Source organism: Dechloromonas hankyongensis, assembly GCF_022012295.1.
Classification (GTDB): Bacteria; Pseudomonadota; Gammaproteobacteria; order Burkholderiales; family Rhodocyclaceae; genus Azonexus; species Azonexus hankyongensis.
Window position 1 is genome coordinate 1 of record NZ_JAKLTN010000011.1, and the last position, 14,871, is coordinate 14,871.

Consider the following 14,871-nt stretch of genomic DNA (forward strand, 5'->3'; position numbering starts at 1 on the left):
CGTCTCTGTGGGTGCAGGGAGTTCATCTTGTCTCCTGGGTTATCTGTTTTATTTTGGATTTTTTAGGGATTACTGCGGCATTAGATGGTCGGCATCGGCCGTAACTGGCTGTTGCTGGGCGAAGAAGCCTTCGGTGTGGATCAGTTCGTCCTTGGCGCCGAGGGTTTTCACGACAGCGACGCTGGCATCGACGAATTCCGGGCTGCCGGCGACGAAGATGGTGTGTTTTGAGAGGTCCTTGAACATCTGCGGCAGCGCAACGTCGACGCGGCCTTTGAGGTAGCCGTCCTGCTGTTCGCGAGTCAGCGTGATCTTGTAGTCGAAGTTGCGGTGCTTGGTGCGCCACCAGGCCATCATGCCCAGGCTGTAGACGTCTTCCTCGGTGCGCGCCGAGAAGAGCATGGTCACCGGCTTGCGGAAACCGCGGCGCAGCGCGGCCTCGGCCAGGGCGAGCACGGGTGCGAGGCCGGTGCCGGCGGCGATGCACAGCACCGGGGTGTCCACCGACGGGTCGCCGATGAAGGTGCCGTAGGCGCCGGAAATCTTGACGCTTTCGCCGATGATGAGCTGGTCGTGAATCCAGTTGCTGGTCACGCCGCCATCGGCGCGGGCGACTTGCAGGACCAGTTCGCCGTCCGGACGCGGGGCGTTGGAAATGGAATAGGCGCGGGCCGGGATGTCGGCGCGCGGGTTGCCGATGGTGACGTACTGGCCGGGCCAGTAGCGGATCGGCTGGCCGACCGGGCGCAGGCGCAATTCGACGACGCGGGCAGCGATGGTTTTCTTGTCGGTGACGACGAACAGGGCGTCCTCGCGCGGCGGGAAGAGCTTGGGCTTGGCGTCCTGAGTGCCCCATTCGATGGTCAGTTCCTCGGAAATCGGCTTGGCCATGCACATCAGGCCGAATCCCTGCTTGCGTTCTTCCTGCGACAGCGCCATGTCGAGCACCATGCCCTGGTCGAACTGGCCTTGCGTGACCTTGACCTTGCATTCGCCGCAGGCGCCGGCGCGGCAATTGTTGGGCAGCGCGTAGCCGGCCTTTTCCAGGGCCATCAGGACGGTGTCGCCATAGGCGCAATCGACTGACTTGCCGGAGGGTTGCATGATGATGCGAGCCATTTTGTCTTCCCCTGTGGGTTTGGGTTTCTCTGTTGCGGCAAGGCCGACACCCTTTATGCGGGGTGCCGGCCGGGGCAAATCTACTTGCTGGTTGTCCGTTTAGAACACCGGGATGATGTCTTCCATGTCGATGTCGCTGATCTCCTGCCCGGTGATGCCGACTTCCGGGATGGCCGGGAACGGGATGTTGTAGCGGTCGAGCACCCCCTTCAGGTTGATCATCGCATTCTTCCAGTTCTCCAGCTTGGCCTCGTAGCTCGGGATGCCGAAGCCGGCACCGCGGGCGACTTCCTCGGCTTCACGCTGGTTGGCGATGAAGTCGGACGGCAGGTCCCAGAATTCCATCGGCGGCTCGAACAGCACGGCGGACAGGAACAGGTAGCCGGCGCGGATCTGCTTGGTGACGACGGCCTTGGTCGAATCGTCGAGGCCCGGATAGTCGCGTTCCATGACCGCCATGCAGATGGCCATGTGGCGGCCTTCGTCGCGGCCGATGTTCTTGAAGCCTTCCTTGAAGACGGCTTCGCGGGAGTTCTCGTACATCTGCTTGAAGATGGTGGCGGCGGCGATTTCGCCCATCAGGAAGGAAGAGAACAGCACGGCCAGGTCGTACTTGGGTACGGCCTGCTTGTAGCCGGTCCAGTAGCGGCCGCCGTTGAAGTACAGCCACTGCACGTTCTTCTGCAGGCGCTTGCCGAGTTCGGTCTTCGGCTGGTAGGTCAGCGGGTCCGGGTGGTTGAGCAGCTTGGTGATGGCCAGGCCGCACATGATTTCGTGGTTCTGCTCGTCGCGGGTCACCGAGAAGAAGCATTTGCGGACCGGGTCTTCCTCGTGCACTTCATAGGTCTTGATCAGCGCTTCGGCGAAGACCGGGGGAGCGGAGGCGTCGAACACCGACAGCAGGCTCCACCAGTAGGCGATCGATTCGCGCTCTTCCCAAGTGTAGCTGTCCACGTCCAGCGTATCCCAGGGCAGCTTTTCCGGATCCCAGTTCTCGCGCAACGCTGCTTCCCAGACTTCCTGCAGCTTCTTGGTCTTGCTGTTCCAGGACAGCGGATAGACGTTGGGCTGCGGGGTTGCCGGCGGGAATTCCATCTTGTCTGCGTAACGTTCCTTGTTGCTTGCCATGTCTCACTCCTTATAGGTGCTTCGTCATCGTTCGGAAGGCCATCCGGGGAAGGTCCGGTGGCGTGGATTGAATAATGATACATCGGCAAAGCTTTAGTCAACAAAATTTGTATCAGATAAGCAAAAAATATTCGGGGAACTAATTCTGAATTTCGAAAACAAAAGACAGCATCAGGTTTGTTGAAACTAAAAATCACTGATTTTGTTGAGAAATAAAATATGTTCGAAATTTGTTTCGGTAGATGGAATCATGATTGTTGGTGATTTTTACGATACTTTTTATTGACTAGTGTAAAGATAGTTCGTATCGTGTAAGCAGATAGGCGCAATCTGTTGGCGCCTTCATTCAAGAACAGGCATCGCCAAGGAGATATCCATATGTCCCACCCCCTACTCGAGAAACACCGCGCCACGCTGGATGGCGCCCTGAATGCGATCCGCACCCGCGGCTACTGGTCGGCCTATAACGAGATGCCGAGCCCGAAGACCTACGGCGAAACGGCGGCCGAAGACGGCAAGAAGGCTTTCGAGGCGCATCTGGGCAAGCAGTTCGGACTCGATCAGCCGGGGCAGAAAGGCTGGGTTGGTGGCGAGCAGTCGCCGTACGGCATCGATCTCGCCGTGCAGTATCCGGTGTGTGACCACGAGGCACTGATCGCCGCCGGTCAGCGCGCCATGGTCGGCTGGCAGCAGGCCGGCGCCGACGGACGCACCGGCATCTGCCTGGAAATCCTCGATCGCCTGAACAAGCAGAGCTTCGAACTGGCGCACGCCGTCATGATGACCACCGGCCAGGGCTGGATGATGGCCTTCCAGGCCGGCGCGCCGCACGCCCAGGATCGCGGCCTGGAAACCGTCGCCTACGCCTATCGCGAAATGAGCTTCGTGCCGACCGAAACCGTGTGGGACAAGCCGCAGGGCAAGAACCCGCCGCTGGTCATGAAGAAGCACTTCGAGCTGGTCGGCCAGGGCGTTGGCGTCGTCGTCGGCTGCGGCACCTTCCCGACCTGGAATACCTACCCCGGCCTGTTCGCCGCGCTGTCCACCGGTAATGCCGTGATCGTCAAGCCGCATAGCAACGCCATCCTGCCGGCTGCCATCACCGTGCGCACCATCCGCGCCGTGTTGGCCGAAAACGGCATCGATCCCAACCTGGTCAGCCTGTGCGTTGCTGCCGACCGCGGCACGACGCAGAAGCTGGTCACCCATGCTGCCGTCAAGTCCATCGACTTCACCGGCGGCAACGTCTTCGGCCAGTGGCTGATCGACAACTGCCGCCAGGCCCGCGTCTATGCCGAGCTGGCCGGCGTCAACAACATCGTCATCGACTCGACCGACGCCTACAAGCCGATGCTGCGCAACCTGGCCTTCACGCTGGCGCTGTATTCCGGCCAGATGTGCACCACCTCGCAGGCCATCTTCGTACCGGCCGGCGGTATCGAGACGGAAGACGGCCACAAGTCCTACGACGACGTGTGCGCCGATCTGGCCAAGGCCGTTTCCGGTTTCCTGGCCAAGCCGGAAGTCGCCCACGCCGTGCTCGGCGCCGTGCAGTCGGCCGACACCCTGCGCCGCATCGAAATGGCCGACAGCGGCACGCTGGGCAAGGTCGTCCTGGCCTCAACCAAGCTGGAAAATCCGGAATTCCCCAACGCCACCGTGCGCACCCCGGTGCTGCTCGCCTGCGATGTGGCCGACGAGCATGCCTATATGGAAGAGCGTTTCGGCCCGATCAGCTTCATCGTCAAGGTCGCCGACACCGCCGCCGCCATCGCCCTGTCCGAGCGCATCGTGTCCACCCACGGCGCGCTGACTGCCGGCATCTACTCGACCAAGCCGGAAGTCATCGATGCCATGACCGTCGCCACCATGCGTTCCAAGGTCGCGCTGTCGATCAACCTGACCGGTGGCGTGTTCGTGAACCAGTCGGCGGCCTATTCCGACTACCACGGCACCGGCGGCAACCCCGCGGCCAATGCCTCCTACGCCGACGCGGCCTTCGTTGCCAACCGCTTTGTAGTCGTCCAGCGCCGTTTCCATATTTGAGCTAGCGCCATGAACTTTGAAAACATCACCTTTAGCGTCGAAGCCGGCATCGCCCGCCTGACCCTGAGCCGCCCGGACAAGCTGAACAGCTTCACCGGCCAGATGCATGCCGAACTGCGTATAGCGCTCGATCGCGTGCAGAGCGACCATTCCATCCGCGTCCTGGTGCTGACCGGTGCCGGCCGCGCCTTCTCGGCCGGCCAGGACCTGGCCGACCCGGACATGGCCAAGATCGACGGCAAGATGCCGGACATCGGCAATGTCGTCGAACGCAACTACAAGCCGCTGGTCATGCGCCTGCAGAACCTGCGTGTGCCGACCATCGCGGCGGTCAACGGCATCGCCGCCGGGGCGGGGGCTTCCGTGGCGCTTGCTTGTGACCTGGTGGTCGCTACCAAGTCTGCGTCCTTCCTGCAGGCGTTCTCGAAGATCGGCCTGATTCCGGACACCGGCGGCACCTGGTTCCTGCCGCAACGGGTCGGGATGGCCCGCGCCATGGGCCTCGCCCTGCTCGCCGACAAGCTGCCGGCCGCAAAGGCTGCCGAATGGGGCCTGATCTGGGAATGCACCGAGGACGCCGATTTCGCCGCCCGTATCGATGCCCTGGCCCAGCAGCTGTCCACCATGCCCACCAAGGCCCTGGTCCGTACCCGCCAGGCCATGCACGCTGCGCCGGGTCATACGTTGGAGCAGCAACTGTCCTTCGAAGGCAGCTTCATGCGCGAACTGGGCTGGAGTCCGGACTACGCCGAAGGCGTTGCCGCCTTCATGGAAAAGCGTGCGCCGAATTTCACCGGAGAGTGAACGCGTGAGCAACACACCCCTATCCCAACAGGCAGTCATCGCCGTGGTCGGCACCGGTGCCATGGGCGCCGGTATCGCCCAGGTGGCGGCGGCGGCCGGCCATCCGGTCAAGCTGCTTGACGCCCGCTCTGACGCCGCCGCCCGCGCCGTCGCCGGCATCCGCACCCAGTTCGCCAAGCTGGCCGAAAAAGGCAAGATGAGCGCCGACGCTGCCCAGGCGGCAGGCGAGCGCCTGCTGGCTGTCGAGCAGTTGAGTGATCTGGCCGATGCAGCACTGGTCGTCGAAGCCATCGTCGAAAGCCTGGAAGCCAAGCAGAAGCTGTATGCCGACCTCGAAGCCATCGTCGGCCCCGACTGCATTTTCGGCACCAACACCTCGTCGATTTCGGTCACCGCCATTGGCGCCGCGCTGAAGCGCCCGGAGCGCCTGGCCGGCCTGCATTTCTTCAACCCGGCGCCGTTGATGGCGCTGGTCGAGATCGTTTCGGGCCTGGCGACCGATCGCGAGGTGGCTGAAACCCTGTTCGCCACGGCCAACGCCTGGGGCAAGACGGCAGTGCATGCCAAGTCGACGCCCGGTTTCATTGTCAATCGCGTTGCCCGGCCGTACTACGCCGAGGCCCTGCGTATCGCCCAGGAAGGTGCCGCCGGGTACGCCACCATCGACGCCTGTTGCCGTGAGGCCGGTGGTTTCCGCATGGGGCCATTCGAGCTGATGGACATGATCGGCCACGACGTCAATTTCGCCGTCACCAATTCCGTGTGGCGTGCCTTCTACAACGACCAGCGCTTCCTGCCCTCGCTGATCCAGCAGGAACTGGTCGATGCTGGTTTCTACGGTCGGAAGAGCGGTCGCGGTTTCTACGACTACCGCGAAGGCGCCGTGAAGCCCGAGGCGCAGACCGAAGCGCCGCAAACGCCGGCCGGCAAGATCACCGTCTATGGCGAATCCGACCTCGCCGAGGCGCTGGTCGAGCGCCTGCAGCATTCCGGCCTGTCCTTCACCCGGGCGCCGGAGAGTGACGGCCGCATCGCCGAAATCGGCCTCGCCAAGCTGTACGTCACCGATGGACGTTCCGCCACGCAGCGTGCCGCCGACAGCGGGGTGGCCAATACCGTGCTGATCGATCTCGCTCTCGACTACGCCAAGGCGACCCGCCTGGCCGTCGCCGTCGCCGAACAGTGCGAACCGGCCGCCATGACCGCCGCCATCGGTCTGCTGCAGGCAGCCGGCTTCGCCGTGTCGCGCTTCCTCGATGTCCCGGGCCTCGTCGTCATGCGCACCGTCGCCATGCTCGCCAACGAGGCGGCCGATGCCGTCAACCAGGGCGTGTGCACCGAAAAAGGCGCCGACCAGGCCATGCGCCTCGGCGTCAATTATCCGCAGGGGCCGCTGGCCTGGGCCGACCAGGTCGGCGTCGCCACCATCCGTACCGTGCTGGCCCATCTCGGCGCCAGCTACGGCGAGGACCGTTATCGCATCTCGCCGCTGATCCAGCGCGCGGTGTTTGCCGGAAGGAATATCCATGACTGAACACAAACTTTCCCCAGCTGAGGCGCAAGCCCTGGCAGACGCCACGGCCGAAGCGATGTATTCGCGCGACCGGGCCGCCCAGGCTCTGGGCATCCGTATCGTCCGCGTCCAGCCGGGCGCTTCGCTGCTCGCCATGACGGTGCGCAGCGACATGGTCAACGGCCACCACATCTGCCACGGCGGCATGATCTTCAGCCTGGCCGATACCGCTTTCGCTTACGCCTGCAACAGCTATAACAAGAATACGGTGGCCTCGGCCTGCCACATCGACTTCCTGGCGCCGGCCAAGGAGGGCGACATCCTGGAAGCCGAAGCCATCGAACAATCGGCGGCGGGCCGTACCGGCGTGTACGACATCACCGTGCGTACCGGAGGCGGCAAGACCATCGCCCTGTTCCGGGGCAAGAGTTATCGCATCAACGGCGAAGTGATCGCCGGACTGCAACAGGCCGCCTGAGCCGGCCGACCACAGAGGAGACCCATATGACGTCCAAGAAGCCCCTGCCCGGCGAACTCGATCCGATCGAAACCGCCAGCCGCGACGAGATTTCCGCGCTGCAACTCGAGCGCCTGAAGTGGTCGGTGCGCCACACCTACGACAACGTCGCGCCGTACCGCGCCAAGTGCGAGGCCAAGGGCGTGCATCCCGATGACCTGAAAACGCTGGCCGATCTGAGCAAATTCCCGTTCATGACCAAGCTCGACCTGCGCGACAACTACCCCTTCGGCCTGTTTGCCGTGCCGCGCAACAAAATTGCCCGCCTGCACGCCTCGAGCGGCACCACCGGCAAGTCCGTGGTCGTCGGCTACACCAAGAACGACATCGACAACTGGGCGACCGTCGTCGCCCGCTCGATCCGCGCTGCCGGCGGCCGGGCCGGCGACATGGTGCATGTTGCCTATGGTTACGGCATGTTCACCGGCGGCTTGGGGGCCCACTACGGCGCCGAGAAGCTGGGTTGCATCGCGGTGCCGATGTCCGGCGGCCAGACCGAGAAGCAGGTCCAGCAGATCATGGATTTCAAGCCGGAAATCATCATGGTCACGCCGTCCTACTCGCTGGTCATCGCCGAAGAATTCGAGCGCCAGGGCATCAAGCCCGAGGACATTTCGCTGAAGGTCGGCATCTTCGGCGCTGAACCGTGGGGCGAGGGCATGCGTCACGAAATCGAGAAGAAACTGGGCATCGACGCTATCGACATCTACGGCCTGACCGAAGTGATGGGCCCCGGTGTTGCCTGCGAATGCATCGAGACCAAGGATGGCCCGGTGATCTGGGAAGACCATTTCTACCCGGAAATCATCGACCCGGAAACCGGCGAAGTCCTGCCCGACGGCGAAGAGGGGGAACTGGTGTTCACCTCGCTGACCAAGGAAGCCTTCCCGGTCATCCGCTACCGCACCCGCGACCTGACCCGCCTGCTGGCGCCGACCGCCCGTTCCTTCCGCCGCATCGGCAAGATCACCGGCCGTTCCGACGACATGCTGATCATCCGCGGCGTCAATGTCTTCCCGACCCAGATCGAGGAAATGATCCTGCGCGACCCGCGCCTGGCCGGCAACTACCAGGTTGTCGTCACCCGCGATGGCCACCTCGACAACCTCGAAGTGCGTTGCGAAGTGCAGCGCGAACTGTCCGGCAAGCTGGCCCCGGCCGAGTTGCAGACCATCAGCAAGGAGCTGCAGCACCGCATCAAGACCATCATCGGCGTGTCGACCAAGATCACCGTGATGGAATTCGACGCCATCCCGCGTACCCAGGTCGGCAAGGCCAAGCGTGTGCTCGACGAGCGCCCGAAGCAGAACTAAGGAAATGACGATGACCCAAGCTTTCATTTGCGATGCCATCCGCACCCCCATCGGCCGCTACGGCGGCGCGCTGGCCGGCGTGCGCCCGGACGACCTCGGCGCCATTCCGCTCAAGGCGCTGATGGAGCGCAATCCGCAGGTCGATTGGACGGCCGTCGACGACATCATCTACGGCAACGCCAACCAGGCCGGCGAGGACAACCGCAACGTCGCCCGCATGTCCGGCCTGCTCGCCGGCCTGCCCATCGAAGTGCCGGGCACCACGGTGAACCGCCTGTGCGGCTCGGGCATGGATGCCGTCGGCCTCGCCGCCCGTTCGATCAAGTCCGGCGAAACCGGCCTGATGATCGCCGGCGGCGTCGAGAGCATGTCGCGTGCCCCGTTCGTGATGGGCAAGGCGGAATCGGCCTTCTCCCGCCAGGCGGCGATTTTCGACACCACCATCGGCTGGCGCTTCATCAACCCGCTGATGAAGAAGCTGTACGAAACGCATTCGATGCCGCAGACGGCCGATAACGTTGCCGCCGACTTCAACGTCAGCCGCGCCGACCAGGATGCCTTCGCCGTCCGTTCGCAGCAACGCTGGGGCGCCGCCAACGCCGCCGGCCGCTTCGCCGACGAGTTGGTGCCGGTGGTCATTCCGCAGAAGAAGGGCGACCCCAAGGTGGTCGATACCGACGAGCATCCGCGTCCGGAAACCACGCTCGAACAACTGGCCAAGCTGAAGGGCGTGAACGGCCCGGAACTGACCGTCACGGCGGGTAATGCATCCGGCGTCAACGACGGCGCCTGTGCGCTGCTGCTGGCCTCGGAAGCGGCCGCCGGGCGCTACGACCTGAAGCCGCTGGCCCGCGTCGTCGGCATGGCGACGGCCGGCGTGGCACCGCGCATCATGGGTTTCGGCCCGTCCCCGGCGGTGCGCAAGGTGCTGGCCCAGACCGGCCTGACGCTGGCCCAGATGGATGTCATCGAACTGAACGAAGCCTTCGCCGCCCAGGCGCTGGCCGTGCTGCGCGACCTCGGTCTGGCCGACGATGCGGCGCATGTGAATCCCAACGGCGGCGCGATTGCGCTCGGCCACCCGCTCGGCATGAGCGGCGCCCGGCTGGTCACCACCGCCGCCTATGAACTCAAGCGTCGTGGCGGCCGCTACGCCCTGTGCACCATGTGCATCGGGGTCGGGCAGGGGATCGCCATGGTGATCGAGCGTGTTTGACATTATTCCAACGGAGGAGACAAACCCATGAAGCAGAGCATGAAAAAACTCGTTGCCGGCGCCGCTCTGGTGCTCGGTGCATTCAGTGCCTTCGCCGCCGATCCGATCAAGATCGGTTCCGTGCTGTCGGTCACCGGTCCGGCTGCCTTCCTCGGCGACCCGGAACTGAAAACGCTGCAGCAATACGTCGAGGACATCAACAAGAAGGGCGGCGTCCTCGGCCGTCCGCTCGAACTGGTCCATTACGACGACGGCAGCGATGCCAACAAGGCCAATGGTTTCGCCAAGCGCCTGATCGACGACGACAAGGTCGACTTGATGATCGGCGGCACCACTACCGGCGCCACGATGTCGATGTCGCCGCTGGTCGACAAGGCCGGTATCCCGTTCATCTCGCTGGCCGGCGCCGTGGTCGTCGTCGAGCCGGTCAAGAAATTCATGTTCAAGACGCCGCACACCGACCGCATGGCGGCCGAAAAGGTGTTCGAGGACATGAAGAAGCGCGGCATCAGCAAGGTGGCGCTGCTCTCCGAAACCTCGGGCTTCGGCCAGTCCGGCAAGAAGGAAACCGAAGGCGCTGCCGGCAAGTACGGCATCACCTTGGTGGCCAGCGAAACCTACGGGCCGAAGGATACCGACATGAGTCCGCAGCTGACCAAGATCAAGGGCACGCCGGGCGTCCAGGCGGTGTTCATCTTCGGCCTCGGCCAGGGGCCGGCCATCGCCACCAAGAACTACAAGCAGTTGGGCGTCACGCTGCCGCTCTACCACGCCCACGGCGTCGCTTCCGAAGAGTTCATCAAGCTGGCCGGACCGGCGGCTGAAGGTGTCCGCCTGCCGGCCGCCGCCCTGCTCGTCGCCGACAAGCTCGATGCCAAGGACCCGCAGAAGCCGGTGGTCACCGCCTACACCAAGGCCTTCACCGAAAAGTGGAAGACCGACGTGTCGACCTTCGGCGGCCACGCCTACGACGGTCTGATGCTGGCGGTCGACGCCATCAAGCGCGCCGGCGGCACCGACAAAGCCAAGGTGCGTGACGCCATCGAAGCGACCAAGGGCTTCATCGGCACCGGCGGCATCGTGAACATGTCGGCCACCGACCACATGGGCCTCGACCTGTCGGCCTTCCGCATGCTGGAGATCAAGAACGGCGACTGGACCCTGGTCAAGTAAGCCGTCGGCACAGCAACCGATTTATCTGAACCGGCCGGAGTGCGGACGCCTAGATCCGCACCCGGCCACCCCTCCAACCCTACGGAGAACATTATGTATACCCAGTCATTCAATGTGCCGGACTCGCCCGGCGCAAAGACCGTCGCACTGGCTCCTTCCAGCGAAGATCCTGCCCTGCAGGCCGCCTTCGATGCCCGCATCGATGCCGACGGCCGCATCGAACCGCAGGACTGGATGCCGGAAGCCTACCGCAAGACCCTGGTCCGCCAGATCAGCCAGCACGCCCACAGTGAAATCGTCGGCATGCTGCCCGAAGGCAACTGGATTTCGCGTGCTCCCAGCCTGAAGCGCAAGGCCATCCTGATCGCCAAGGTGCAGGACGAGGGCGGCCACGGCCTCTACCTCTATTCCGCCGCCGAAACGCTGGGCACCAGCCGCGACCAGATGCTGGAAGGCCTGCACAGCGGCCGCGCCAAATACAGCTCCATCTTCAATTACCCGACCCTGACCTGGGCCGACGTCGGCGTGATCGGCTGGCTGGTCGACGGCGCCGCGATCATGAACCAGGTACCGCTCTGCCGCTGCTCCTACGGTCCCTACGCCCGCGCCATGGTCCGCGTCTGCAAGGAGGAATCCTTCCATCAGCGCCAGGGCTATGAAGCCCTGCTCGTCATGATGACCGGTACCGCCGAACAGAAGGCCATGGTTCAGGACGCCGTCAATCGCTGGTGGTGGAAGTGCCTCGCCATGTTCGGGCCGCCCGACGCCGATAGCCCGAACAGCGCGCAAGGCATGCGCTGGGGCATCAAGCGCGTTTCCAACGACGAGCTGCGCCAGAAATTCGTCGACGCCACCGTGCCGCAAGCCAAGGTGCTCGGCGTTACGCTGCCCGATCCCGACCTCAAGTGGAACGAGGAACGCGGCCATCACGACTACGGTCAGATCGACTGGAACGAGTTCTGGGAAACCGTGAACGGCAACGGCCCGTGCAACAAGGAACGCCTGGCCACCCGCGTCAAGGCGCACAACGAAGGGCAATGGGTGCGCGACGCCGCGCTGGCCCATGCCGCAAAAAAACAAGCTCGCAGCATCAAGGAGGCAGCATGACTACCGCTCTGAAAGAATGGCCGCTCTGGGAAGTTTTCGTCCGCAGCAAGCAAGGCCTCGAACACAAGCATTGCGGCAGCCTGCACGCCGCCGACGCCGCACAGGCGCTGGAAATGGCGCGCGACGTCTATACCCGCCGCCAGGAAGGCGTCAGCATCTGGGTCGTCGAATCCAAGGCGATTACCGCCAGCAACCCGGACGAGAAGGGCGAACTGTTCGACCCGGCGGCCGACAAGATCTACCGCCACCCGACCTTCTACGAAATCCCGGACGAAGTGGGGCATATGTGATGAAGCCGGCCCTCGATTATCTTCTCCACCTCGCCGACAATGCCCTGGTTCTCGGCCAGCGCAATGCCGAGTGGTGCGGTCACGGCCCCATTCTCGAGGAAGACATCGCGCTGTCCAATGTCAGCCTCGACCTGATCGGCCAGGCCCGCTTGCTCTACCAGCTGGCGGCCGGCCTCAAGGGCGGCAACTGCACGGAAGACCGTCTGGCGTATTTCCGCGACACGCACGAATTTCGCAACTACACGCTGCTCGAACTGCCGCACCACGGCCCGCTCTCCGGCTATGGCCAGGACACGCTCGACTACGCGACGACTATCGTTCGCAACTTCCTGTACAGCGCGCTGATGGCGCTGTTGTGGGAAGGGCTGGAGAAATCGGCCAACGCTGATCTGGCCGCCATCGCTGCCAAGTCGCTGAAGGAAGTGCGCTATCACCTGCGCCATTCCCGCGACTGGCTGGTCCGCCTCGGCGACGGCACCGACGAATCGCACGCCCGCGCCCAGGCCGCGCTCGACCACCTGTTCCCCTACACTCAGGAATTCTGGGTGAACAGCCCGGCCGAGGCCGCCGCGATCGCGGCCGGCATCGGGGTCGATGTAAATACGCTGAAGGCTGATTGGGATGCCATCCTCGAGGCTGCGCTGCAAGAAGCCACCCTGCAGCGTCCGACGGTCGGCGGTTACGTCACCGAGGGCAAACGGGGCATCCATTCCGAGCATCTCGGCTTCCTGCTGGCTGAAATGCAGAGCCTGGCCCGCGCCCATCCGAACGGCGTCTGGTAAGCCATGAACACGCACGTCGAAGCGGCCTGGGCCGTGCTGGACGAACTGAGTGATCCGGAAATCCCGGTGGTCTCCCTGCGTGATCTCGGCATCCTGCGCGATGTCCGTCCAGCCCCGGATGGCAGCCTGGAAGTGGTCATCACGCCCACCTACAGCGGCTGTCCGGCCATGGGCCAGATTGAGGATGACGTGCGTGCCGCGCTGCACCGTGCTGGTATCGCCGCCCGGGTCATGACCCAGTTGTCGCCGGCGTGGACCACCGACTGGATGACCGAGGCCGGCAAGGAGAAGCTGCGCGCCTACGGCATTGCGCCGCCACACCAGACACCGCCCGGCAGCAAGGTCGTCAGCTTTATCAGCAAGCCGGCCAAAACCGAGACCGTGCCCTGTCCGCATTGCGGCTCGGTGCATACGGTCGAAACCTCGCATTTCGGCTCGACGGCCTGCAAGGCGCTGTACAAGTGCCTCGACTGCCAGGAACCGTTCGACTACTTCAAACCATACTAATAAATACCGGAGCCCCAGCCATGTCCGCCCTCCGTTTTCACGAACTCACCATCAAGCGGGTGAGCCCCGAAGCCGCCGGCTCGGTGGCCATCACCTTTGACATTCCCGCCCCCGACCGCGAAACCTTCAGCTTCCAGCCAGGCCAGTTCCTGACCCTGCGTGCCAAGCTCGATGGTCAGGAAGTTCGCCGCAACTACTCGATCAGCAGTCCGCGCAGCCGTTTGGCCAAGTCCGGCGAGCTGGAAATCGGCATCCGTCCGGTCGAGGGCGGCCTGTTCTCCAACTGGGCGGCGCAGACCCTGAAGGCCGGCGCCAAGCTCGACATCATGCCGCCGGATGGCCGCTTCATCGTCAAGAAGCCGCGTGCCCTGCACCGTGTCGGGTTCGCCGCCGGTTCAGGCATCACGCCCATTCTGTCCATCGCCGCCAGCACGCTGGAAGAGCAGCCGGAAGCCAAATTCACCCTGGTCTACGGCAATCGCCGGATGTCCAGCGTCATGTTCAACGAAGCCCTGCAGGACCTCAAGGACCGCTACCCGGCCCGCCTGACCCTGATCCACGTCCTGTCCCGCCAGGCGCAGGAAGTGGACCTGCTGCAAGGGCGCATCGACGGCGCCAAGGTGCAGGCCATCATCGACACCCTGTTGCCGGTGGGCAGTATGGACGAGGTCTTCATCTGCGGCCCGGAAGCGATGATCGAAGCAACCGAACAGGCGCTGATCGCCGCCGGCGTGCCGGAAAACCGCGTGCACACCGAGCGCTTCACCTCCGGCCCGGCACAGGCGGCCAAAATCCAGGCCGATACCGACGCGGCACCACAGAAGCAGGCGGCGGCCAAGGACATTGCGCTGACCATCGTGCTCGACGGCAAGGAGCATGAACTACAGATCGGCGCCGACGAGCACGTCCTCGATGCCGCGCTCGAGGCCGGCCTCGACCTGCCTTTCTCGTGCAAGGCCGGCGTCTGTTGCACCTGCCGCGCCAAGGTGATGTGCGGCGAAGTGGTCATGGACAAGAACTTCACGCTGGAAGCCGACGAAATGGCCCAGGGCTACGTCCTCAGCTGCCAGGCGCGCGCCACGACCAAGAACCTGACGGTCAGCTTCGACGAACGCTGATCCCCCCTGAAACTGCACTTGGGCCGCCCTTTCGTCCCTTTAGGGGCGGCCATTTTTTTGGAGAACACCCCATGTCCCCAGTCGTCCTCAGCGAAGTGATCGGCAAGGTAGGCCTGATCCGCATCAACCGGCCGGAAGCGATGAACGCCCTGAACAACGATGTCGTCGACGGCATCGGCGCTGCCATCGACGCCTTCGAAGCCGACGAAGCCATCGGCTGCATCGTCATCACCGGCAA

At 63.9% G+C, this 14,871-nt stretch carries 15 protein-coding genes; 13 read left to right on the top strand and 2 right to left on the bottom strand.

Features of this window, described 5'->3' with window-relative positions; translation table 11 throughout:
- Positions 1–69: 69 nt before the first annotated feature.
- Positions 70–1,119, bottom strand: coding sequence for a 2Fe-2S iron-sulfur cluster-binding protein (locus LZ012_RS19600; protein WP_275712675.1), 1,050 nt, complete (start codon positions 1,117–1,119; stop codon positions 70–72).
- Between the two features lie 99 nt (positions 1,120–1,218).
- Complete coding sequence (locus LZ012_RS19605) at positions 1,219–2,247, bottom strand: hypothetical protein (RefSeq protein ID WP_275712676.1); 1,029 nt, start codon at positions 2,245–2,247, stop codon at positions 1,219–1,221.
- 378 nt (positions 2,248–2,625) lie between these two features.
- Between LZ012_RS19605 and paaN the strand changes: the two genes are divergently transcribed.
- The 13 genes from paaN to LZ012_RS19670 all read left to right on the top strand — a co-directional run.
- The gene (gene paaN, locus LZ012_RS19610) at positions 2,626–4,293 is read left to right on the top strand and encodes a phenylacetic acid degradation protein PaaN (protein ID WP_275712677.1); all 1,668 of its coding nucleotides are present in this window, start codon (positions 2,626–2,628) and stop codon (positions 4,291–4,293) included.
- A gap of 9 nt (positions 4,294–4,302) precedes the next feature.
- Positions 4,303–5,097, top strand: a complete 795-nt coding sequence (gene paaG / locus LZ012_RS19615; protein ID WP_275712678.1) for a 2-(1,2-epoxy-1,2-dihydrophenyl)acetyl-CoA isomerase PaaG — start codon at positions 4,303–4,305, stop codon at positions 5,095–5,097.
- A gap of 61 nt (positions 5,098–5,158) precedes the next feature.
- A complete protein-coding gene (gene paaH / locus LZ012_RS19620) occupies positions 5,159–6,631 on the top strand; it encodes a 3-hydroxyacyl-CoA dehydrogenase PaaH (protein ID WP_420839560.1) in 1,473 nt (490 codons plus the stop codon).
- A complete protein-coding gene (paaI, locus tag LZ012_RS19625; protein ID WP_275712680.1) occupies positions 6,624–7,088 on the top strand; it encodes a hydroxyphenylacetyl-CoA thioesterase PaaI in 465 nt (154 codons plus the stop codon). The genes paaH and paaI overlap by 8 nt, the downstream gene beginning before the upstream one ends.
- A gap of 26 nt (positions 7,089–7,114) precedes the next feature.
- Positions 7,115–8,440, top strand: a complete 1,326-nt coding sequence (gene paaK, locus LZ012_RS19630; RefSeq protein WP_275712681.1) for a phenylacetate--CoA ligase PaaK — start codon at positions 7,115–7,117, stop codon at positions 8,438–8,440.
- A 10-nt stretch (positions 8,441–8,450) separates the two neighbouring features.
- Positions 8,451–9,656, top strand: a complete 1,206-nt coding sequence (gene pcaF, locus LZ012_RS19635) for a 3-oxoadipyl-CoA thiolase (RefSeq protein ID WP_275712682.1) — start codon at positions 8,451–8,453, stop codon at positions 9,654–9,656.
- Between the two features lie 39 nt (positions 9,657–9,695).
- Positions 9,696–10,829: an ABC transporter substrate-binding protein gene (locus LZ012_RS19640; protein ID WP_275712683.1), complete on the top strand. Its 1,134-nt coding sequence runs from the start codon at positions 9,696–9,698 to the stop codon at positions 10,827–10,829.
- A gap of 93 nt (positions 10,830–10,922) precedes the next feature.
- The gene (gene paaA / locus LZ012_RS19645; RefSeq protein ID WP_275712684.1) at positions 10,923–11,936 is read left to right on the top strand and encodes a 1,2-phenylacetyl-CoA epoxidase subunit PaaA; all 1,014 of its coding nucleotides are present in this window, start codon (positions 10,923–10,925) and stop codon (positions 11,934–11,936) included.
- A complete protein-coding gene (gene paaB, locus LZ012_RS19650; RefSeq protein WP_275712685.1) occupies positions 11,933–12,226 on the top strand; it encodes a 1,2-phenylacetyl-CoA epoxidase subunit PaaB in 294 nt (97 codons plus the stop codon). Before paaA ends, paaB begins: the two co-directional genes overlap by 4 nt.
- Entirely contained in the window at positions 12,226–13,008 is a 783-nt protein-coding gene (gene paaC, locus LZ012_RS19655; RefSeq protein WP_275712686.1) for a 1,2-phenylacetyl-CoA epoxidase subunit PaaC, read from the top strand. The genes paaB and paaC overlap by 1 nt, the downstream gene beginning before the upstream one ends.
- Positions 13,009–13,011: 3 nt before the next feature.
- Positions 13,012–13,515, top strand: a complete 504-nt coding sequence (gene paaD, locus LZ012_RS19660) for a 1,2-phenylacetyl-CoA epoxidase subunit PaaD (protein ID WP_275712687.1) — start codon at positions 13,012–13,014, stop codon at positions 13,513–13,515.
- Between the two features lie 20 nt (positions 13,516–13,535).
- Entirely contained in the window at positions 13,536–14,633 is a 1,098-nt protein-coding gene (gene paaE, locus LZ012_RS19665) for a 1,2-phenylacetyl-CoA epoxidase subunit PaaE (protein WP_275712688.1), read from the top strand.
- A 71-nt stretch (positions 14,634–14,704) separates the two neighbouring features.
- The coding region (locus tag LZ012_RS19670; protein WP_275712689.1) for an enoyl-CoA hydratase-related protein at positions 14,705–14,871 on the top strand (167 nt) is incomplete at its 3' end.